General features: G+C 62.2%; 16 protein-coding genes and 2 pseudogenes. 13 read left to right on the top strand and 5 right to left on the bottom strand.

Going from position 1 to position 19,052, the window contains the following annotated elements; translation table 11 throughout:
• Window positions 1–24: 24 nt before the first annotated feature.
• The 5 genes from V5F77_RS16870 to V5F77_RS16850 all read left to right on the top strand — a co-directional run bounded on the left by V5F77_RS16870 (window position 25) and on the right by V5F77_RS16850 (window position 5,408).
• Window positions 25–267, top strand: coding sequence for a hypothetical protein (locus tag V5F77_RS16870; protein WP_429006515.1), 243 nt, complete (start codon window positions 25–27; stop codon window positions 265–267).
• Between the two features lie 126 nt (window positions 268–393).
• Complete coding sequence (locus V5F77_RS16865) at window positions 394–2,748, top strand: heavy metal translocating P-type ATPase (RefSeq protein ID WP_429006514.1); 2,355 nt, start codon at window positions 394–396, stop codon at window positions 2,746–2,748.
• Window positions 2,745–4,007, top strand: a complete 1,263-nt coding sequence (locus tag V5F77_RS16860) for an MFS transporter (protein ID WP_429006513.1) — start codon at window positions 2,745–2,747, stop codon at window positions 4,005–4,007. Before V5F77_RS16865 ends, V5F77_RS16860 begins: the two co-directional genes overlap by 4 nt.
• A gap of 195 nt (window positions 4,008–4,202) precedes the next feature.
• Window positions 4,203–4,973 carry a polyphosphate kinase 2 gene (ppk2, locus tag V5F77_RS16855; protein WP_213375317.1) on the top strand — a complete coding sequence of 257 codons (771 nt, stop codon included), beginning with the start codon at window positions 4,203–4,205 and terminating at the stop codon, window positions 4,971–4,973.
• Between the two features lie 210 nt (window positions 4,974–5,183).
• Entirely contained in the window at window positions 5,184–5,408 is a 225-nt protein-coding gene (locus V5F77_RS16850; protein ID WP_429006512.1) for a hypothetical protein, read from the top strand.
• A 437-nt stretch (window positions 5,409–5,845) separates the two neighbouring features.
• On the opposite strand, the pseudogene V5F77_RS16845 reads toward V5F77_RS16850, so the two are convergent.
• Window positions 5,846–7,058: pseudogene (locus tag V5F77_RS16845) on the bottom strand (IS3 family transposase).
• A 68-nt stretch (window positions 7,059–7,126) separates the two neighbouring features.
• Window positions 7,127–8,200, bottom strand: coding sequence for an NAD(P)-dependent alcohol dehydrogenase (locus tag V5F77_RS16840; protein WP_429006511.1), 1,074 nt, complete (start codon window positions 8,198–8,200; stop codon window positions 7,127–7,129).
• A gap of 395 nt (window positions 8,201–8,595) precedes the next feature.
• Here V5F77_RS16840 and V5F77_RS16835 point away from each other — a divergent pair, with 395 nt between their 5' ends.
• The 3 genes from V5F77_RS16835 to V5F77_RS16825 are packed head-to-tail and all read left to right on the top strand — an operon-like array spanning window position 8,596 to window position 11,232.
• Window positions 8,596–9,873, top strand: coding sequence for an SAM-dependent methyltransferase (locus tag V5F77_RS16835; protein WP_213375311.1), 1,278 nt, complete (start codon window positions 8,596–8,598; stop codon window positions 9,871–9,873).
• A complete protein-coding gene (locus tag V5F77_RS16830; protein WP_429006510.1) occupies window positions 9,870–10,631 on the top strand; it encodes a lysophospholipid acyltransferase family protein in 762 nt (253 codons plus the stop codon). The genes V5F77_RS16835 and V5F77_RS16830 overlap by 4 nt, the downstream gene beginning before the upstream one ends.
• A gap of 43 nt (window positions 10,632–10,674) precedes the next feature.
• Entirely contained in the window at window positions 10,675–11,232 is a 558-nt protein-coding gene (locus tag V5F77_RS16825; RefSeq protein ID WP_429006509.1) for a cation transporting ATPase C-terminal domain-containing protein, read from the top strand.
• A gap of 21 nt (window positions 11,233–11,253) precedes the next feature.
• Here V5F77_RS16825 and V5F77_RS16820 read toward each other — a convergent pair whose 3' ends face one another.
• Window positions 11,254–11,439 (bottom strand): hypothetical protein, encoded by a 186-nt coding sequence (locus tag V5F77_RS16820; protein WP_429006508.1) that lies wholly within the window; start codon window positions 11,437–11,439, stop codon window positions 11,254–11,256.
• On the opposite strand from V5F77_RS16820, the gene V5F77_RS16815 reads away from it, so the two are divergent.
• Both V5F77_RS16815 and tnpC read left to right on the top strand, forming a co-directional pair.
• On the top strand, window positions 11,393–11,719 hold the full coding sequence (locus V5F77_RS16815) for a hypothetical protein (protein ID WP_429006541.1): 327 nt from the start codon (window positions 11,393–11,395) through the stop codon (window positions 11,717–11,719). The genes V5F77_RS16820 and V5F77_RS16815 overlap by 47 nt on opposite strands.
• Window positions 11,720–11,731: 12 nt before the next feature.
• The gene (gene tnpC / locus V5F77_RS16810) at window positions 11,732–13,009 is read left to right on the top strand and encodes an IS66 family transposase (RefSeq protein ID WP_429006507.1); all 1,278 of its coding nucleotides are present in this window, start codon (window positions 11,732–11,734) and stop codon (window positions 13,007–13,009) included.
• Window positions 13,010–13,062: 53 nt separating this feature from the next.
• Here the strand turns inward: tnpC and V5F77_RS16805 are convergent.
• A pseudogene (locus tag V5F77_RS16805) lies at window positions 13,063–13,869 on the bottom strand (MFS transporter); the annotation flags it as partial.
• Between the two features lie 194 nt (window positions 13,870–14,063).
• Here V5F77_RS16805 and V5F77_RS16800 point away from each other — a divergent pair.
• The 3 genes from V5F77_RS16800 (at window position 14,064) to V5F77_RS16790 (ending at window position 17,645) form a co-directional block, all read left to right on the top strand.
• Window positions 14,064–14,759, top strand: a complete 696-nt coding sequence (locus tag V5F77_RS16800; protein ID WP_429006506.1) for a VIT1/CCC1 transporter family protein — start codon at window positions 14,064–14,066, stop codon at window positions 14,757–14,759.
• Window positions 14,760–14,872: 113 nt separating this feature from the next.
• A complete protein-coding gene (locus tag V5F77_RS16795; protein WP_429006505.1) occupies window positions 14,873–16,924 on the top strand; it encodes a bifunctional DedA family/phosphatase PAP2 family protein in 2,052 nt (683 codons plus the stop codon).
• A gap of 211 nt (window positions 16,925–17,135) precedes the next feature.
• On the top strand, window positions 17,136–17,645 hold the full coding sequence (locus V5F77_RS16790) for a cytochrome b (RefSeq protein ID WP_429006504.1): 510 nt from the start codon (window positions 17,136–17,138) through the stop codon (window positions 17,643–17,645).
• 73 nt (window positions 17,646–17,718) lie between these two features.
• On the opposite strand, the gene V5F77_RS16785 is transcribed toward V5F77_RS16790, so the two are convergent.
• Complete coding sequence (locus V5F77_RS16785) at window positions 17,719–19,026, bottom strand: sensor histidine kinase (RefSeq protein ID WP_429006503.1); 1,308 nt, start codon at window positions 19,024–19,026, stop codon at window positions 17,719–17,721.
• Window positions 19,027–19,052: the final 26 nt, after the last annotated feature.

The raw sequence follows: 19,052 nt of genomic DNA, 5'->3' as shown, positions 1-19,052 counted from the left end.
TGCCCGCAAGCAGGAGTCACCGGAATGAGCACCACGTCTGCCGACCAGACCAAGACGACCTCCGAGCATTCGGTCCCAAATGCCTCATCCTGCTGCGATGGCCATGCCGGCGCAGAGGCCGCGGAGAAAGCGAATGCTCATGGCTCCTGCGGCAATCACGAAAATGCTGCGGCGCCCGACACGGTCGCGCCCGCTGGCGAACTGGACAAGGCAGTCTCCAGTGCTGGTCATCACCCGAAGAAGACCGGCTGCTGCGGCGGCAGTTGACAGCGCGATCCGTGAAAAAGGCGGGTGGTTCGTGGTGGGCATCCGCTCCGATTTCGACAGGAGACGACGGTTGTGACGACCACAACAATTGACGTGGAGCAATTCTTCGATGTGCTCGATCCGCTCGTGGTGGAGAAGCGCCTGCGTCGATTGCCCGGTGTCACCTCCGCCGCCGTCAACTTCGCGTCCGGCACGGCTACGGTCGGCTTCGACGAGACACGTACCAGCCTGGAGACCATCCAGGCCGAGGTGATCGCCTGCGGCTTCCATTGCCGCGGCGAGGTGGTTCCGAGGCACCAATGCGTGCCAAACGAGACGACCGTGCCGCCGGCGCATCCGGCGGCGCCGCATCGTCATGGCGCCGGTCACGCGGGCCACGGGGCGCATCCTGCCTCCGGGACGCCGGACAAGGCGATGCCGATCTCGCACGATGCCATGGCCCATGAGATGGGTCATGGCGCGGGAATGGACATGCAGGGCATGGTCCGGGACATGCGCAACCGGTTCTGGGTCGCGTTGATTTTCTCCGTGCCGATATTTCTGCTGCAGCCGATGGGCATGGATTTCCTGCGCATCGATCCGCCATTCGGTCTCGATCGCGAGATCCTGCTTTTCGTTCTCGCGAGCGCCGCGATCCTCTATCCGAGTTGGCCCTTCGTCGTCGCGGCGATCCGCGCGCTGCGCAACGGCGTGCTCAACATGGCGGTATTGGTGCTGCTCAGTGTCGGCACGGGCTACCTGTTCAGCGTCGGCTCGACCTTTTTCTTCAAAGGCCAGCAGTTCTACGAGGCTGTTGCCGTTCTGTTGGTGTTCATTCTGCTCGGACACTGGCTTGAGATGCGGGCACGAGCTGGCGCGTCGGAGGCAATCCGTCAGCTCATGGACCTCGCGCCGCCCAAGGCCACGGTGCTCAGGAGCGGTGCCGAGATCGAGATCCCGACCGCCGAGGTCCTGCTAGGCGATACGGTCATTCTGCGTCCTGGCAACAAGATCCCTGTGGACGGCGAGGTTTTCGAAGGTCGCTCCGACGTTGATGAATCGATGTTGACGGGCGAGTCGATGCCGGTCTCGAAGAAGCCGGGCGACATGGTCATCGGAGCCACCATCAACAAGAGTGGCAGCTTGCGCTACAAGGCGACGAAGGTGGGTGCCGACACGGCCCTCGCCCAAATCGTCAAGCTCGTCCAGGAAGCGCAGAATTCCAAGGCGCCGGCGCAGCTTCTCGCTGATCGGGCCTCGCAATGGCTTGTGCTCGCGGCGATCCTGATCGGTCTCGTCACCTTCGCGGTCTGGTATTTCTGGATCGGTCAGACCCTCCTCTTCGCGCTGACGCTGACCATCACCGTCTTTGTCATCGCCTGTCCCGATGCGCTGGGGCTCGCCACGCCGATGGCGGTGATGGTGGGAACCGGGCTCGGCGCGATGAACGGCATCCTGTTCAAGAATGCTTCCGCGCTGGAGGATGCGACCAAGCTCGACGTCATCGTTTTCGACAAGACCGGCACGCTGACCATGGGTCAACCGCGCGTGGTCGACGTGATCGCGGCAGGCCAGGCGTCGCCCGATGAGGTGCTGCGCATCGCGGCCGCCGTCGAGCACGGTTCGGATCATCCGCTCGCGCTGGCGATCATCGAGCGCGCTGAAGGGCTCACTGTGCCGGACGCGCGGTCCTTCCTCAATCTCGAGGGGAAAGGCGCCCGCGCCGAGATCGAGGGTCAGACGACGTTTCTCGGCAACCGTCGTCTCATGGACGAGGAAAAGATCGGCCTTGACGAACTCGCCGATGCGGCGGAGCAGTTGAAGGGCGCCGGCCGAACCGTGGTTCATGTAGCCCGTGGCGGCCGACTTCTCGGCATCGTCGCGATCGCCGACGCACCGCGTCCGACCGCCCAGGCCACCGTAGCCAAGCTGCGCGAGCGTGGCGTCCAGGTCGCCATGCTGACCGGCGACAACGCCGGCACGGCGAAGCGCATCGCCGCAACTCTCGGCATCGATATGGTGCTGGCCGATGTACTGCCGGGCCAGAAGGCGGCGAAGATTCAGGAGCTGCAGGCTCAAGGACACAAGGTCGGGATGGTCGGTGACGGCGTCAACGACGCTCCGGCACTCACCCAGGCCGATGTGGGGTTCGCCATCGGTGCGGGGACGGACGTCGCCATCGAGAGCGCCGACGTCGTGCTGATGAAGAGCGATCCGTACGACATTGTCGGCGCCATCGAGCTCTCCCGCGCAACCCTGCGCAAGATGCACCAGAACCTGTGGTGGGCCGTGGCCTACAATGTCATCGCCTTCCCGCTCGCAGCGGGCGTGCTCTACCCAATGCTGCTGAGCCCCGAAATCGCCGCTCTCGCCATGTCGGGCAGCTCGGCTCTGGTGGCGATCAACGCCCTGATGCTCAAACGCACACGGCTGGCCGGCATCACGCGCGGCAGCAGAGTCCAAAGTGGTTCAACGGAAGCCGCGGTCGAGGCGGCGGCGTGATCGCGGCAAGTTCCTTCCAACCATTGCGATGGTGGATGATGATCTCATTGCTTCTGGCAATGTTCACGATTACCGTCGGTTATGGGTTCCTTCTGCCGATACTTCCGCTTGCGATTGAACGGATAGCAGGAACGACGGATCCTACTGTCCTATCGCGGCATACCGGCATACTGACCGGAACCTACACCCTCGCGCTGTTTTTGTTCGCACCACTATGGGGCCGCCTTGCGGATCGGCATGGTAGCCGCCCCGTGCTGCTCGCGGGACTGATGGGGTTCTCCTTGACCCTGGCACTGTTTGGGCTCGCCAATGGCCTCCCTCTGCTCTATCTCGGCCGCTTCCTGAACGGGTTGTTCGCGGCTTCCATTGTGCCCGCAGCCTATGCCCTTGTCGGCGACTACGCTCGGACCAAGGAATGGCGCGCGCGCCGCTTTGCTCTGCTCAACATTGCCGGTGCCATCGGCTTCCTGGTCGGGCCGATGCTGGGAAGCTTCACCGTGGTTGTCGCCCGCGAACTCCTTCCAGGCTCGGGCGAGGCTGCAATTTCCCTTTCACCCTATTTAGCGACATCGGGCTTTTCGCTTCTGGTGGCGCTGGCGGTATGGTTCCTCGTGCCTGACGCCATCCAGCGCGGCGTAGATCAGGTGGGGATTGGAGCCCGGCCTGAGGGCCGTGGCGCTCTTCCACGCCTCCTCGTCATCTCGTTCGTAACCGCCGCGGCTGTGGGTGCCTTCGAAGTCGGCCTGTCGCTTCGCGGAATGCAAGTTCTCGACATGAGCACCTACCAGATCGGGCTCATGTTCAGTGTGTGCAGCCTCGTCATGTTAGTCGCTCAAACGATCGTCTTCTCGCCGCTCGTCAAGCCGGAGACCACACGCTGGTTCCTCACGCCCGCCCTTGTTGTCTTGGCAGTGAGCGTCGCCGCCGTGCCATTCGCCGCAGCGACCGTGCCTACGGCCATCGTCGTAGCCGCGATCGCGGCCAGCGCTGGTATCCTCTCCCCCATCGCGACGTACTGGATTTCGCTCAGTGCGGGGGAAAGGCAAGGAGCGGAATTGGGTCGGCAGACTGCGGCCGCAAGTCTCGGCCAAGCGGCAGGATCGGCCGCTGGCGGTCTGCTGTTTGGGGTTTCCTTCGTGCCAAACGCGCCCTTCACGCTAGCGGCCCTCGTGGTGCTTGGAGGCGCCGTCGCAAGTCTTGGTATCCCGGGCCTCCTGGCACGGGTCAACTCTCCCGCCGCTCTTGAAACGGCGCACTGATGGATTTCGGCGCCTTTAGATCGCGATTCAGCGAGAGAATGGAAGTTACAAATTGGCAAGCCGAAGATATCCGACTGAGTAAGATCGGCCCTCGGTGAACGCCTGTCTAGGTTGGCAGGCGGCTGCGCTTTCGTACCGTTGAATTGCAATCGACGATACTTCGGAATGCAACAAACCTCATGACAGGAATTCCAGATGGGCAAGAAAGAAAAACACGAAGCCACCAGACAAGCACTTCACGAACTCCAGGTGGAGCTGGCGGGTCTTCAGAAGCACCTCATCAAATCCAGCAAGAAGGTTCTCGTGATCTTCGAAGGACGGGACGCCTCCGGCAAGGATGGAACGATCAAGCGAATCGTTGAGCATCTCAGCCCGCGCGAGACGCGGGTGGTCGCACTGGGCAAGCCGTCCGACCGCGACCAGAAGTCCTGGTATTTCCAACGTTGGGTGCCGCATCTCCCGGCGGGCGGGGAGATCGTGCTGTTCAACCGCAGTTGGTACAATCGCGCCGGGGTCGAGCGGGTAATGGGCTTCTGCAGCAACGAGGAATATGACGAGTTCCTCATGACGGCCCCGCTGTTCGAGCAGCTGCTCGCCCATTGTGGCGTCACTATCCTCAAATACTATTTGGATATCTCGCGAACCGAACAGAAGCGCCGGCTGAAGGATCGCCGCGACGATCCGCTCAAGCAGTGGAAGCTGAGCCCGATCGACGATACAGCGACAAAGCACTGGGACGATTATAGTGTAGCCCGGAACGAGATGCTGGCCCGTACGCACACGCCATTTGCGCCCTGGACCGTCGTGCGCGCGGATAACAAGTCAGAGGCACGGCTAAATGTCATCCGAGATTTCCTGACGCGCTTCGACTTCGACGGTAAGGACCGCGCTCGCGACCTCCCCGACCCCAATCTCGTATTCTTGTACGACAAGGCGGCGGTTACGAACGGCCTTATCTCGGAGTAATTATTCCAGCATAGAACTTGCCATCTTACGATGAAATCGTCGCACGTTAGGTCGGCATGGCTGCTGAGACATGTCAATTGGTGGTGTTGACGCGAGAAGTATCTGGCTTTTCGTGTTACCGCGACGAGCCTGGACGGAGGGCTCGCCTCTTCGCAGATTCTTGTATCTCAGGTTGTGAATTCACGCAGCAAAAGTCCTAAGGACATTCTAATGATGGACCAACCCTATATGATGATTGGCTATTGGTCGGCTTGGCACTGGATCGCTTTCGTCTTGTTTGTCACGGTGCTGCTTTACCCCGTCGGGCGCATTCTCGCTCGAATTGGATTCTCGCCACTTTGGTCGATCGTTGCGCTCGTGCCTCTGGCCAACTTGGTGGGTCTCTGGATTGTTGCGTTGCGGGAATGGCCGCGGGATAGGTCGGGATCGCGCTGACGCGCGACCCCTGTCGCTCAAAAGGCCCTTGGGGGGGGCCGAATGCCGCTTGGCGGGAAGTCGAGTTCGGCACTCCGGCGTTTGCCAGGCAGTCCGGTCCTTCGAGTAACGATGTATTGGTTGAGGTGCGTGTGCCGCTGCGACGGAATTGACTGAGATCAAATGCCAGTCACATCGGTGTCGTAGCATGCAAGCCCTGCCGAGAGATTGGAGAGGACGGATGAAACAGTCGGTTCGGCCCTTCGTGGTTGAGATCAAGCGGAACCGGAAATTCTCCGCGAAAATTGAAGCTGGGCTCCACAACTCTTCGAACGGTAAGGGTGACCACCGATATCAGGGCGAAGATGGTGTTGTGTCACCCCGGGAATCGAAGGGTGAAGAACTGCTTTCCTCCCGAGACATCTTGAGGCTTCCGAATGTTTTAGAAAAGCGTCTGGTTAAGGACCTGTAGTTCGTCGCAGCAGTGTATCGGCAGCGAGTGGCGCTCCAGGTGACCTGAGACCCTTTTCTCCTCCGGCCTGAGGGAGAGTCCTGGGTTTCATTTCTGGCCTCAGGCGGCCTGTTTTTCCAGCGTGGATTTGAAGGCGAACTCGGCGGGCGTCATGTTGCCGAGGGCCGAGTGTGGTCGGTGGCGGTTGTAATCCTCCTTCCATGAGGTGATGGCGCTGCGGGCCTCGGCAAGCGTCGAGAACAGCGTGTCGTTGAGACACTCGTCCCGGAAACGTCCGTTGAAGCTCTCGACGAAAGCGTTCTGCGTCGGTTTGCCGGGGGCGATGTAGTGCCACGCGACGCCCGTCTCCTGGCACCAGCGCAAGATCGCCATTGAGGTGAACTCGGTGCCGTTATCCGAAACGATCGTCCCTGGCCGGCCGCGCAGGCGAATGACATCATCCAGCTCGCGAGCCACGCGCAAGCCCGAGAGCGAGGTATCGGCGACGAGCGCCAGGCACTCGCGTGTGTAGTCGTCGACGATGGCGAGCACCCTGAAGCGGCGACCGTCGCTGATCGTGTCGGAGAGAAAATCGAGGCTCCAGCGCGCGTTGGCGCGATCCGGCACGAGCATGGGCCTGCGCGTGCCCAGTGCCCGTTTGCGGCCGCAGCGCCGGCGCACCTGCAGCTTCTCCTCGCGATAGAGACGCCGCAGCTTCTTCTGGTTCATCACGATGCCCTGGCGGTCCAGCATGACGTGGATCCTGCGGTAGCCAAACCGCCGACGCTCTCCCGCCACGGCCTTCATCGCCTCGCGCAACAGGACGTCGTCGGGACGGGTGCTCGTGTAGCGCACCGTCGAGCGGTCGATCTTCAAGGCCAGGCACGCCCGACGCTGGCTCACCGCATGCACCGCGCAGGCATGAGCCACCGCCTTCCGCTTCGCATCGGGCGTCACCATTTTTTTGCGGCGGCATCCTTCAGGATCGCATTGTCGAGCATCTGCTCGGCCAACAGCTTCTTGAGGCGGGCGTTCTCGTCCTCGAGGGTCTTCAGCCGGCGCGCGTCCGACACGTCCATCCCGCCATACTTCGCCTTGAACTTGTAGAAGGTCGCCGAGGAGATGCCGTGCTTGCGGCAGACATCCGCCGTCGCCGCCCCGGCCTCCTGCTCCTTCAGCATCCCGATGATCTGCTCTTCCGTGAACCGTGAGGGGCGCATCGTCCGTCTCCATGAGTGACAGACTCTACCTAAATCTGGAGGAAGATCAGGGTCTCAGGTCACAGGCGCTACGGAGTAATGGCAACCTTCAACACCCCCTCACGCTGATGGGAGAAGAGGTCATAGGCATTCTCGATGTCGTCGAGCTTGTAGCGGTGGGTGATCAGCGGCGTCAGATCGACCCTGCCGGAAGCGATCACGTCCATGAGCCGCCGCATCCGCTCCTTGCCACCCGGACACAGCGCCGTGACGATCTTGTGATCTCCTAGCCCAGCAATGAAGGCCCCAAGCGGGATCCGAAGGTCGGTCGAGTAGACGCCAAGGCTCGACAGCGTGCCGCCCGGCCGCAGCACGCGCAGCGCAGCCTCGAAGGTTGCCTGCGTCCCGAGGGCCTCGATCGCGACATCAACCCCGCGCCCGTCCGTGATCCTCATGATCTCCTCGACAGGGTCAGCTTTCTTGAAATCGATGATGAAGTCCGCGCCGAGCATGCGCGACACGGCCATTCGTTCGCCGATCGCATCGACGGCGATGATCATCGTGGCGCCTCTCAATTTGGCGCCGGCGGTGGCACAAAGGCCGATCGGCCCTTGAGCGAAAACCACGACGCTATCGCCAATGCGAATGTCTCCGTTCTCCGCGCCGACGAAGCCTGTAGACATGATGTCCGGGCACATCAGAACCTGTTCGTCGGTCAAGCCTTCGGGTACGGGACTCAAATTGACCATGGCATCAGGAACGCACACGAACTCGGCCTGACAGCCATCGATCGTGTTGCCGAATTTCCAACCGCCCGCCGGCTTCCACCCGTGCTTGGTGCCTGCCCCGTCCTGCGAGTGATAGCCGCAAAGACAAGCATTGCTATGACCGCTCGGTGTGATTGCGCCGGCGATGACGCGCTGCCCCTCGTGGAAACCGGAAACGGCGGAGCCGAGCTTCTCGATCACCCCGACCGGCTCGTGACCGATGGTCAGGCCTTTGGCCACCGGATACTCACCTTTGAGAATATGCACGTCGGTTCCACAAATCGTCGTGGTCGTAATCCGGATGAGCGCGTCAAGCGGACCAATGTCTGGAATCGGCTTTTCATCAAGGACGATGCGGCCAGGTTCGACAAAAACGGCTGCTCGCATCAATGCCATTGAAGATCTCCTTGTGTCGATCACGTATCGATAGTCTCTCGGCTCGACCGAAGCGAAACATTGCTCGAGGTTAAAGAGCAGTCGAGCGTTGTGGATGTTGCCTTCCGCTTTTGCTGGAAGCCACGGTGCACCCGAGCCGTCGTCGCGACCGCTCTCATCGGCGATCGATTGAAGCCATCATCGAATACCGATGTTTAACCCAAATCAAAGAATGCGCCCGCTCCGCGGGGTTCTTTGGCATTCAACAGCCGTCGTCTGCGTGGGGCCCAAGGATGAGCATCCAATCCGATCCTTCGTCTGCTTCCACCGTTTCTGAGAGGCCCCAACCGATTGATATCGAAGTGAGTCGATCAAGCCCAATTCGGTCGCTCAAAAACATGAGCACGAATGCGACAATGCTCCTGTTTCGGAGGCTGCTTGGGCAGATCATCCACGACGGCAGATTGACTGTGATCGCGCCGAACGGAGGCGTCCATCACATCGGTAACGGAACACCGTCAATTACGATTCGTATCGTGGATCCAGCTGTGATTCCGCGACTGCTCCTCAATCCAGATCTTGCCCTCGGCGAGGCCTACATGGATGGCGCATTATTGGTGGACGACGGGGATATCTACGGCTTTCTTGATCTCTGCTTTTCAAACATCGGCTGGAGCACTGGCCAAGGGGTAAGGCGCGCGCGTGCAGCCCTGAGTCGCCTCGTCCGACGCTTTGTTCAACACAATCCCATCCCAGTCGCACGTGCGAACGTCGCGCACCACTACGACCTGTCGGACGCGCTCTACGAGCAATTTCTAGACGCAGACCGTCAGTATTCCTGTGCGTACTACAACTCAAGTGACGACACACTGGAGCGAGCACAAGAACAAAAGAAGCGGCACCTGGCGGCTAAGTTGCTACTGAGCTCAGGGCAGCGGGTCCTCGACATCGGATCTGGATGGGGTGGGCTCGGTCTCTATCTTGCCCAGGTTGCCGCCGTTGACGTTACAGGCCTGACACTGTCGACCGAGCAACACGCATACTCCGAACGACGCGCTGCCGAGACGGGCTTGGGGGACCGGGTGAGATTCTTGCTAAAGGACTATCGCCAAGAAGAAGGCCGGTATGACCGCATCGTCTCGGTCGGCATGTTTGAGCATGTCGGGGTGGGACATTACCGCGAATACTTCAAGAAGGTTAGGAATCTCCTCACGGACGACGGGGTGGCAATGATCCATACGATTGGTCGCGCCGACGGCCCCGGCGCGACCAACGCCTGGATCAACAAGTACATCTTTCCGGGTGGGTACGTCCCGGCGCTGTCGGAGATTCTGCCCGCCATCGAGCGGGCCGGATTGTACGTGACCGATATCGAGATATTGCGGCTACATTATGCAGAAACGCTGAAGGCGTGGCGGCAACGGTTCATCGCAAACCGTGGGCGCGTCGCGGAAATCTACGACCAGCGGTTCTGCCGGATGTGGGAATTCTACCTGGCCAGTTGCGAAGCAGCCTTTCGCCACGGCGGCCTGATCAATTTCCAGATTCAGGTGAGCAAGCGTGTCAATGCCGCACCGCTGACCCGCGATTACATCCAGAGCTGGGAGCAGCTGCACAAGATTGATGCGGCGGATGTCGATGCGCCCCCTCAATCAGTTTCCCGTCCAGCGAATAACGGAGGCCTTGCACGGTGACCCTCGTTCGCTCCCTCCTATTCGACCTAGCGTTCTATTCTTGGACAACTCTTCTTTCTGTCCTTGCCTTGCCAGCGCTTTTCATCTCGCAACGCGCGGCTGCGCGTGTATCCGAACTGTGGGCGACCGTTTCCCTGTTGCTGCTGCGGTCAATCGTCGGACTGACCTACGAGGTGCGCGGCAGACACAACCTGCCCGAAGGCCCGGTTATCGTTGCGCTCAAGCACCATTCCGCCTGGGAGACCATTGCGCTGTGGGTCTTGCTTAAGAATCCGGCTATCGTGCTGAAGCAGAGCTTGGCCAGGATACCGGTATTTGGCTGGTATATGAAACGGGGCGAGGCGATCATCATCGATCGCGAGGCAGGCGCGAAAGCGTTAAGACCGATGGTCGCGGCGGCTCGCTCTGCGATAACAGACGGTCGCTCGATCGCCATCTTCCCGGAGGGGACGCGCACGCCGGTGGCAGCTCACCAAGCCTATCATCCCGGGGTCGCCGCGCTTTACATGCAGCTTGGTCTTCCGGTCGTGCCGGTGGCACTCAGTTCCGGTCTATTTTGGGGCCGTCGCTCCTTCCTAAAACGATCCGGCACAATCCTCGTTGAGTTTCTCCCCCCAATCCAGCCTGGACTTGATCGGCGGCATTTCATGACGGAACTTGAGCGTCGCATTGAGGCCGCGACAGCTATGCTCATCGTCGAAGGCAAGCAAGCGGAGAATATCTCCGGGGCTGTTCCCGCCACCTACGAAGAATATTGACGGAAGCTCATTCACGGTTGAACCGGACAGCATGTAATTGCATTTGCCGTTGCTGACCGGCCTGTCCATCATCTTCTCGCCGATCCACATCGCCTTTCTCGAGATGATCATCGATCCCGTTTGCTCGTTGGTCTTCGAGGCGGAGAAGGAGGAGAAGGACATCATGAGCCGACGGCCGCGCGCGGCGACGAGCCGTCTGTTCTCGTCGGGGCTCGTGCTCTGGAGTCTGCTGCAGGGCGTTCTCGCCTTCGTAGCCGTTGCCGTACTCTATCTGCTGGCGCTACAGCGCGGCATGCCGGCCGGGGATGTGCGTGCGCTCACCTTCGTGTCGCTCGTGCTGGCCAATCTGGGACTGGTGCTGGTCAACCGCTCCTTCGACAGCTCGATGCGCGGGGCGCTGCGGTGGGACAATCACGCGCTGTGGCGGGTAAGCGCCGTGGCCGGCGTCCTACTGGGCATTGCCCTGGCGTGGGCGCGCGATCTTTTTCGCTTCGGGCCTCTGCACGCCGATGATCTCGCCGTCGCGTTCGGCATCGCCGTAGGTCTGGTTGTCGTTCTGGAGATCCTGAAGCGATTCTGGCGCGGATGGTTGACGGCTTGAGTCTCGGGGCGAGAGGGCAGATCAATCCTTGCTTGGGTCCGGCGACGGCTTGCCGATCCAGCGTCGCGACAGGACGAGGGCGAGCAGCGCAACCATTGTAAACCCCGCGCCGGCCAGAAAGGTCGCGGCCGGACCGTAAGCGTCCCACAAGCCGCCGGCGATGACGCTCGCGATCAGCATGGCGATGCCCCCCGCGAAGTTGAACACGCCGAACGCCGTCCCGCGCAGATCCTCGGGCGCGGTGTCGGCCGAGGCTCGCGAAAAGCCCCTGCGTGAGCGCCATGTGAAGCCCCCAGAACACGACACCGATCATGACGAGTGGAATGGTCGCGCCGAGCGCGAGGATGAGGTCGGCGACGATCAGGCAGACGATGCCGACCGCGAGCAAGCCGCCACGGCCGATCCTGTCGGAGAGGGCGCCGGCCGGATAGGCGCCAATCGCATAGACGCAATTACCCACCCCCTTGCCACGGTCGCCGATCTCTGAATCCATGGGGTGATGGACCGCAGTGATTTGCAGCAGCTCAGCAAAGAGCAATTGATCGAGTTGGTGCTGCGGCTTCAGCGGCCGGACAAGAATTCGCGCACGTCATCCAAGCCGCCTTCGACGGACAAGAAAGAGAAGCGCGAGAACTCTCGTCCGGGCGGGGCGAAGCCGGGACATGAACCGCACAATCGTCGGCTGGCGGACGATCCCGACGAAATCCGCGATCACATGCCGATCGTATGCGAGGGGTGCGGTGGTTCTTTTTCGCCCGACGCCGAGCGAGAGTTGATCGGCGAATACGACGAGATCGAGATGCCGCCAGTGAACCCCTATGTCATTCGGCATCGGCGCTTCGCCTGCTGCTGCGCGCATTGCGGGGTGGCGGCGAAAGCGCCGGCGCCTGCGGTCGCGACGACGACGCCGTTCGGGCCGCGCATCCACGCGCTGGCGATTTATCTCAAGGGCTTCCAGGCGCTGTCTTACGAACGGCTGCGCGGCCTGTTCCGCGACGCCTTCGGGCTGAGCGTCAGCGAGGGGGCGCTGATGAACATGTTCATCCGCTCCCATCCCCGGTTCGAGATCGAGGCCGGGAAGGCGAAGGCGATCGTTCGCGCCGCCCAGGTCGTCGCCAGCGACGAGACCGGCGTCCGGATCGAGGGGACGAACTCGTATCACTGGGTCTTCCACTGCAAGGACGCGGTCGTGCATCAGCCCGATTATTCCCGCGCCGCCCGCGTCGTGGACGAGATGATGGGGGGCCATAAGCCGGCGGTTTGGATTTCGGATCGCTATTCGGCGCAGCAAAAGCACGGCGAGCGGCATCAGACCTGTCTGGCGCATCTGGCGCGCGACACGGCTTTCGCGTTCGAGCACGGCTCCGATGATCTGCCCTTCCGGTTCAGGCTCTGGCTTGGCAAGGCGTTCGACCTCGCGCGAACCATCGCCGATTTCGCCGCCTCGACGCTGGCGAGGAAGAAGAGAGACCTGGAAAGGCAGCTCGAAACGCTTCTGGCCGCGCCGACCGGATGCTACCTCGCCCGGGAACTGCAAGCCAAAATCGGACGCGCCCGAGCCCAGCTTCTGACCTTTTGCGACTTTCCCGGCGACGTCGACCCCACCAACAACACCTCGGAGCGCAAACTCCGTCCCTGCGTGATCCAGCGAAAGGTCACCAACGGCTATCGCGCCATGTGGGCCGCTGAAGCGGAAGCCGACGTCCGCACAACCGTCGACACCGCAAGGCTCAAGGGCGCCAACCCCTTCGCCGTGATCGTCGATGTCCTCGCCTGACCCCGGTCCAAACCGCGCGGGGCCCCCTCAAAACGATAGGGGGTGGGTAATTACGCATAGACGATGTTCATCACCACCATGACGGCGGGCACCAGCGCGATCGGCAGACCGACATTCTGGGAACGCAGGATGAGAAATGCCTCGGAGAACCGGGCAAGGGTAAGGAGGGTGGCGACGCCGGCCACGATCCAGAAACGGCCGGACAGGCGTTTCGTATCCGCGAGGCGCAGCCTCGGCTTGGCATCGGTTTCACGCCGGACCGGCTCGCGGACGGCGAATATCATCACCGCGAGCGAGATGAAGGCCGGGACGACCGCGATCCAGAACACGAGGCGAAAATTGTCGAAACTGAGCCACATCAGGATGATCGCGGCGAGCGGCCCGACAAAGGCGCCGACCGTATCGAGCGCCTGCCTGAGGCCGAAGCTCGCGCCCCGCAGTTCCGCCGACGCCAGATCAGCGACGAGCGCGTCGCGAGGGGCATCGCGCACGCCCTTGCCGATCCGATCGATGAAGCGCGCCGCGACCACCCAGCCGACCGAGCCGGCCAGCGGAAAGATCGGCTTGGTGAAGGCGGCGAGACCATAGCCGAGGACGGTCAGCAACTTGCGCTTGCCGAGCCAGTCCGACAGCGCGCCCGAGAAGATCTTGGTGATGTTGGCGGTCGCTTCGGCGATGCCTTCGATGAAGCCGACCGTCAGCGTTGACGTGCCGAGCACGGTCACGAGATAGATCGGCAGCAGCGCGTGGATCATCTCCGACGAGATGTCCATGAACATGCTGACGAAGCCGAGCGCCCAGATGCCCGACGGGAGCTTGGCGCTCGATCCAGACGTGGCAGGCGGTGTGTCGATTGCCATTTTCCAGGGACTCCGAACGGGGGGCGTCTCGCAGCGCGAGCTTTGTCGATACCATGCTTCGAGGCGTATTCCCCCGATGGGATATCGAGCTTCTGTAAGTTCCAAGACATCTCCCTCTGGTAGATCAAACCGGGATTTCAGCAATGCTTGTGTGAGGGAAGCGCTGCGGATGGAATCAATGGAGCAAGGCTGACATGAGTCGCATGCATAACGAGAGGCACCTTGTCGGGCGAATTGGCTGGCTGCGCGCCGCTGTGCTGGGCGCAAACGACGGGATCATCTCGACGGCGAGCCTGATCCTGGGCGTGGCTTCGGCAGCGGCCTCCTCAAGCAATGTCCTGCTGACGGGCGTCGCCGGTCTGGTCGCCGGCGCCATGTCCATGGCTGCGGGGGAATATGTCTCTGTCAGTTCGCAGTCCGACACTGAGCATGCCGATCTCGCACGTGAAAAGCGCGAACTCGCGTGTGATCCGGAGTTCGAGAAGAAGGAACTGGCTCAGATCTATGTCTCCCGAGGCGTCGAGACCAGGCTTGCCCGCCAGGTCGCGGAGCAGCTCATGGCCAAGGACGCATTGGGCGCCCATGCCAGGGACGAACTCGGCATCTCGGAGATCACCACGGCGCGTCCCGTGCAAGCAGCGCTGGCGTCCGCGGCGACCTTTTCCCTCGGAGCGGCCGCGCCGTTGGCGCTCGTGCTCGTCTCGCCATCGAGCTGGCTGCTGCCAGCTGTTTCAGTTGGTTCGCTCGTGTTCCTGGCCCTGCTCGGCATGATCGGCGCCAGAGCCGGCGGAGCCGACATCCTGAAGCCGACGATCCGCGTGACGTTCTGGGGGGCTCTCGCAATGGCCGTGACGACCGCGATCGGCGCCATCTTCGGCACGGTCGCCTGAGATGCCGTGGCGGAGCGCCAAAAGAATCATTGTAGGCGTCATCGTGCACGCGGCCTATCGAGAAGACACGCGCATCGATCGCGTCATCACCGGCATTCGATAGGCACCGTCGGATGATGACGTCCTTGGTCCTAACGATAGTCGATTTCCTGACGGCACATCGGCATGTCGCCTATCTGGCGGTGTTTCTCCTGGCCCTTTCGGAGTCGATCCCGATCATCGGTGCCGTCATACCGGGTACGGTCGGGATCCTGGCACTCAGCACCTTAGTACCGAGCGGCGCGTTGGTGCTCTGGCCGTTGCTGGCTGCCGCCACGTTTGGCGCCGTCGCCGGTGATGGAGTTTCGTTTTGGCTAGGGCATCGATACCACCGCGAGATTCTTGGCCTCTGGCCATTGAACCGGCATCCGGGACTGATCGAGCGTAGCGAATCGTTTTTCACCCGCCACGGCGACAAGAGTGTTTTTCTCGCACGCTTCTCACCGGGCGTCCGCGCCTTCGTTCCTCTCCTCGCCGGTGTGCTGGGAATGCCGGTCCGCCGATTCTACGCCGTCAATGTCGCATCGGCGCTCGCCTGGGCTCCGTCGCATATTCTGCCCGGCGTATTCGTCGGGGCCGCCTTCGGTATTCTCGGCGCGGCCGCCAAGCCGCTCGCCGTCCTTCTGGTCGTTCTGGCCGCAGTGGGTTGGGTCATTCTGCATATCGTGCGCTGGACGTTGCGTCGCGGCATACCCCTTCTCATCATTGGTGTGGAACGGCTGCGGGGCTGGGTCGGCACCCGCGACACCTGGCTCAGCCGCAATCTCTCCAGTTTGCTCGACCCAGAGCGGCACGAGGCGCGGACTCTCGCATTATTGACTGTTCTGCTCGTCGGCGCGGCGTGGCTTTTCTTCGGTATCCTTGAAGACGTCGTCAACGGAGATCCGTTGGTGCTGGCCGATAGCGCTATCTACCGCGCTCTCCAGGATCTCCGCACGGCGCCCGGCGATGCGGTAATGATCGCCATCACCGAACTTGGGGATACCGTCGTCGTCGTGGCGGTCACTGTCATCGGCTTGCTGTGGCTTGCCTGGAAACGGGCATGGCGCACGGCAGCCTATTGGTTGGTTGCGATCGCCGGCGCCTCGGCGCTCAATACCGCGATCAAAATGGCACTGCATCGAGCGCGGCCCGGCGATCTGCTCTACTCAGGCTGGAGCGCGTTTTCCTTCCCCAGCGGTCATAGCACAATCAACTTGGTTCTATACGGCTTCTTCGCCTTCCTCATCGCGCGTGAACTTCGCCCGGCACTGCGCATATCAGTCGTTCTCGGCGCGGCAACCCTGATATCTCTGATCGCATTTTCACGCCTTTACCTCGGTGCGCACTGGCTTTCCGACGTGCTCGGAGGCTTGGCATTCGGATCTGCCTGGCTTGCGCTGCTCGGGCTGTCCTATCTGCGGCGGAAAGTAGAACGCGTTGAGCCAGGCGGCCTGCTCGCCGTCGGATGTGCGGCGGTTGTCCTCGCCGGTGGCTTCAACATCTACCGCAACCACGCAACGGACAGCGATCGCTATGCCGTCAAAAGCGTGCTGCCGACGATGGCCGCCGCCGAATGGTGGGCATCGGGTTGGCAGCAATTGCCGGGTAGGCGGATCGATCTTACCGGCGAGGTGGAGGAGCCGCTGACCTTCCAGTGGGCCGGTAGCTTGCGGGACCTGCAAGACGCCTTGCTGCGGGATGGGTGGCACACATCAGCGGCTTGGGCGCTCTCAAGCGCCCTAAGCTGGCTTGCCCCATCGGCGGACCCCGCCAATCTTCCGGTTGTTCCTCTCTTCGCCAGCGGGCGTCTTCCCAGCCTCACTCTCATTCGACCCAATAGCGTTGGTACACTCGCCGCGTCGCGTCTCGTGCTCCGGCTGTGGGCCGTCGACTTCGAGCTCACAAATGGACAGACCGCTCCGCTCTGGATCGGATCGGTCGTCGAGGAACGCCTCTATCGTCCCTTGTCGCTCGTCTCGGTGGCCTCGACGCAGACTGACGTCAATGCGCCGCGACAAGTCCTGGCAGGGTCTCTCGGTGGGGGACGTCTCGTTTTGCGGGCTGTCGAAATGACCGATGCTGATTGGGATGGGCAAGTCCTGTTGGCTCGCCAAGGCGAGGCACCGAAGACAATCTCCGATTGATCGTAGCGCATCCGCTCAACCGTCGTTTATTTCGGGGCAGAATGCAATCAGTTGGCGTTGGCGCCGTCGCGTGAACGTTGGCCATTCCGCTCGCGGCGTCACGTAAGGCTACGTTCATTTGGACGCTGCGCTTGAGCTTCAGGTGGGTGTCAGCTTGGTAGGGTCTAGTTGCACCGGCAACAATCCTATGGAAAGACAGCCGAGGCGGCACATGGTTCAGCGTTACTCGAAATTCATGATCGTACTGCATTGGCTGACGGCGATTTGCGTGGTGATCGCCTGGTTCCTCGGCGAAGGCGGACCACAAATTCTGAAGAACCCTCCAACAGTACACTTCGCGTTCGGTCTCGCCGTGCTGGTGCTCGTGGTGCCGCGGCTCATCGCGCGGCTGGCCGGCGGTGCTCCTCGGCTCGACCCGCGGAGCGCCCCGCTGCTGCAACTTGCCGCCAAGACCGGCCATGCTGTGCTCTATGCGTTTTTGATCGCCATGCCGCTTTCTGGATGGTACGCCGCCTCGGCGCTAGGCATCCCAGTTACCGTGTTCGGAGTGACCCTGCCGGCCCTGACGGCACCGGTCCAGCAACCTCCGGGCATCGTCGCGGACCTCCACAGCAACGGCGGAACCGTGTTTCTCGTTATCGCCGGTCTCCACGGTCTCATGGCGCTGTATCATCACTTCGTCCTGAAGGACGATACCCTTCGCCGCATGACGCCGGCTTGAATCCTGCTCCATCATCGTCCGCTAGAGGTCGGCGGAAAGCCGGCTGTCGCTCCAGTGCGTGGCCGCAAGCTTTTCAACGTTTCGCCGGTACCTGCGGTGGTAGGTGATGCACCGGCAAGTCGTCATCGACGGTACCCACGACCGCACTACGGCAATGGACGGCCGCTTTTTCCGAAGGCAACTCGTCCGGCCATTGGAGAATGGCCTCGAAGCCATCCTTCCTCTCGATCGCGGGCGAACGGAGCGTCAGGCTTCCACCCGTCTGGTCCATGATGGAGCGGACGATGGACAGGCCGAGGCCCGTTCCCTTGGCCGATGTGGCACCGCGCCTGAAGGGCTCAGCGATCCGCGCCAGCGTTGCTCCGGGGACAACCGGCCCCGCATTGATCACGCGAACCTGCCTGCCGGGTCCGCCGATCACCTCGACCAAGCCATCCGGCGCGCCATGGATCAGGGCGTTCTGGACCAGGTTGCGCACGGCGACGGCGAAGGCATCGAGGTTGATCCGGCCGACGAGGACCAGCCCTTCGCAAACGTGCAATCTCACCCGAGACCGCGTTCCGGATGCGACCTGGAAATCCCGCACCACCAGACGCAGAGCCGGGAGAAGATCGGAGGCTGTCTCGGCCTGCGCGAAGCCCGCTTCGAGTCGCGAGAGCTGCAGCAGCCTCTCGGACAGTTGCGCCAGGCGCCTCAAGGAGAGCTCGACCTCCCTCAGACGCCTGCCTGCCGGCTGGTCGCCGAGTTCGATCGCCAGTTGCTGGGTTTGAGCCAAGGCGCCCGCGATCGGCGTTCGCAATTCGTGGGCGCTGCTGGCCGCAAACGCTCGTTCCGCATCCAGCGCCGCGCTCAGCCGCCTGAGCAGGCTCGCCACCGCCTCCGCGATAGGCGCGAGTTCGGCGGGTTGCCCGTCGAACGTCAGAGGCGACAAGTTCCGGCTGCCGCGCTGTGAAATATCGTGTGTCAACCGCTCGACGGGACGCATCGCCAGCCGGATCGCGATCCAGATGCCGCCCGCGACCAGCGGTATCAGCCCGGCGAGGGGCCACAGAACCGTGGCGAGCGCTGCCCTCAAGGCGGCGCGGCGATGCTCGGTGCGCTCGACAAGGACGATGGAGAAACCGGACCGAGGGTCCGTCTTCGCGAACAGGCGCCGGCCCTCGACATCCGAGAAGCCGGCCGAAACCGGAAATGGCGGCGGATCGTTCGGCGCGTCGTCCGTCCGCAAGACCACGGCGCCATGTTGGTCGATCAAGTAGTAGGTGAAGTAGGCTTCGTCCTCGTCGAGATCGGAGCCGCGCACGCGATCCAGGCCATATTTGTCACCCTCGCCGATTTCATGAACCGCCAGCGGCAGCAGGCGAAGCGCACCCTGGCGCAAGGATTGGTCGAAAGCCTCGTTGATCT

Source organism: Roseixanthobacter psychrophilus (assembly GCF_043195195.1).
GTDB lineage: Bacteria > Pseudomonadota > Alphaproteobacteria > Rhizobiales > Xanthobacteraceae > NCEH01.
Note: the sequence above shows the minus strand (reverse complement) of the source record. Positions and strands in the feature narration are given on the sequence as shown.

What these genes read in the sequence shown, in the direction of transcription:
- V5F77_RS16870 (WP_429006515.1), top strand. Translation starts at nt 25, where the DNA reads ATGAGCACCACGTCTGCCGACCAGACCAAGACGACCTCCGAGCATTCG.
- V5F77_RS16850 (WP_429006512.1), top strand. Translation starts at nt 5,184, where the DNA reads ATGATGGACCAACCCTATATGATGATTGGCTATTGGTCGGCTTGGCAC.
- V5F77_RS16800 (WP_429006506.1), top strand. Translation starts at nt 14,064, where the DNA reads ATGAGTCGCATGCATAACGAGAGGCACCTTGTCGGGCGAATTGGCTGG.
- V5F77_RS16835 (WP_213375311.1), top strand. Translation starts at nt 8,596, where the DNA reads ATGCTCCTGTTTCGGAGGCTGCTTGGGCAGATCATCCACGACGGCAGA.
- tnpC (WP_429006507.1), top strand. Translation starts at nt 11,732, where the DNA reads ATGGACCGCAGTGATTTGCAGCAGCTCAGCAAAGAGCAATTGATCGAG.
- V5F77_RS16795 (WP_429006505.1), top strand. Translation starts at nt 14,873, where the DNA reads ATGATGACGTCCTTGGTCCTAACGATAGTCGATTTCCTGACGGCACAT.
- ppk2 (WP_213375317.1), top strand. Translation starts at nt 4,203, where the DNA reads ATGGGCAAGAAAGAAAAACACGAAGCCACCAGACAAGCACTTCACGAA.
- V5F77_RS16790 (WP_429006504.1), top strand. Translation starts at nt 17,136, where the DNA reads ATGGTTCAGCGTTACTCGAAATTCATGATCGTACTGCATTGGCTGACG.
- V5F77_RS16840 (WP_429006511.1), bottom strand. Translation starts at nt 8,200, where the DNA reads ATGGCATTGATGCGAGCAGCCGTTTTTGTCGAACCTGGCCGCATCGTC.
- V5F77_RS16815 (WP_429006541.1), top strand. Translation starts at nt 11,393, where the DNA reads ATGACGCTCGCGATCAGCATGGCGATGCCCCCCGCGAAGTTGAACACG.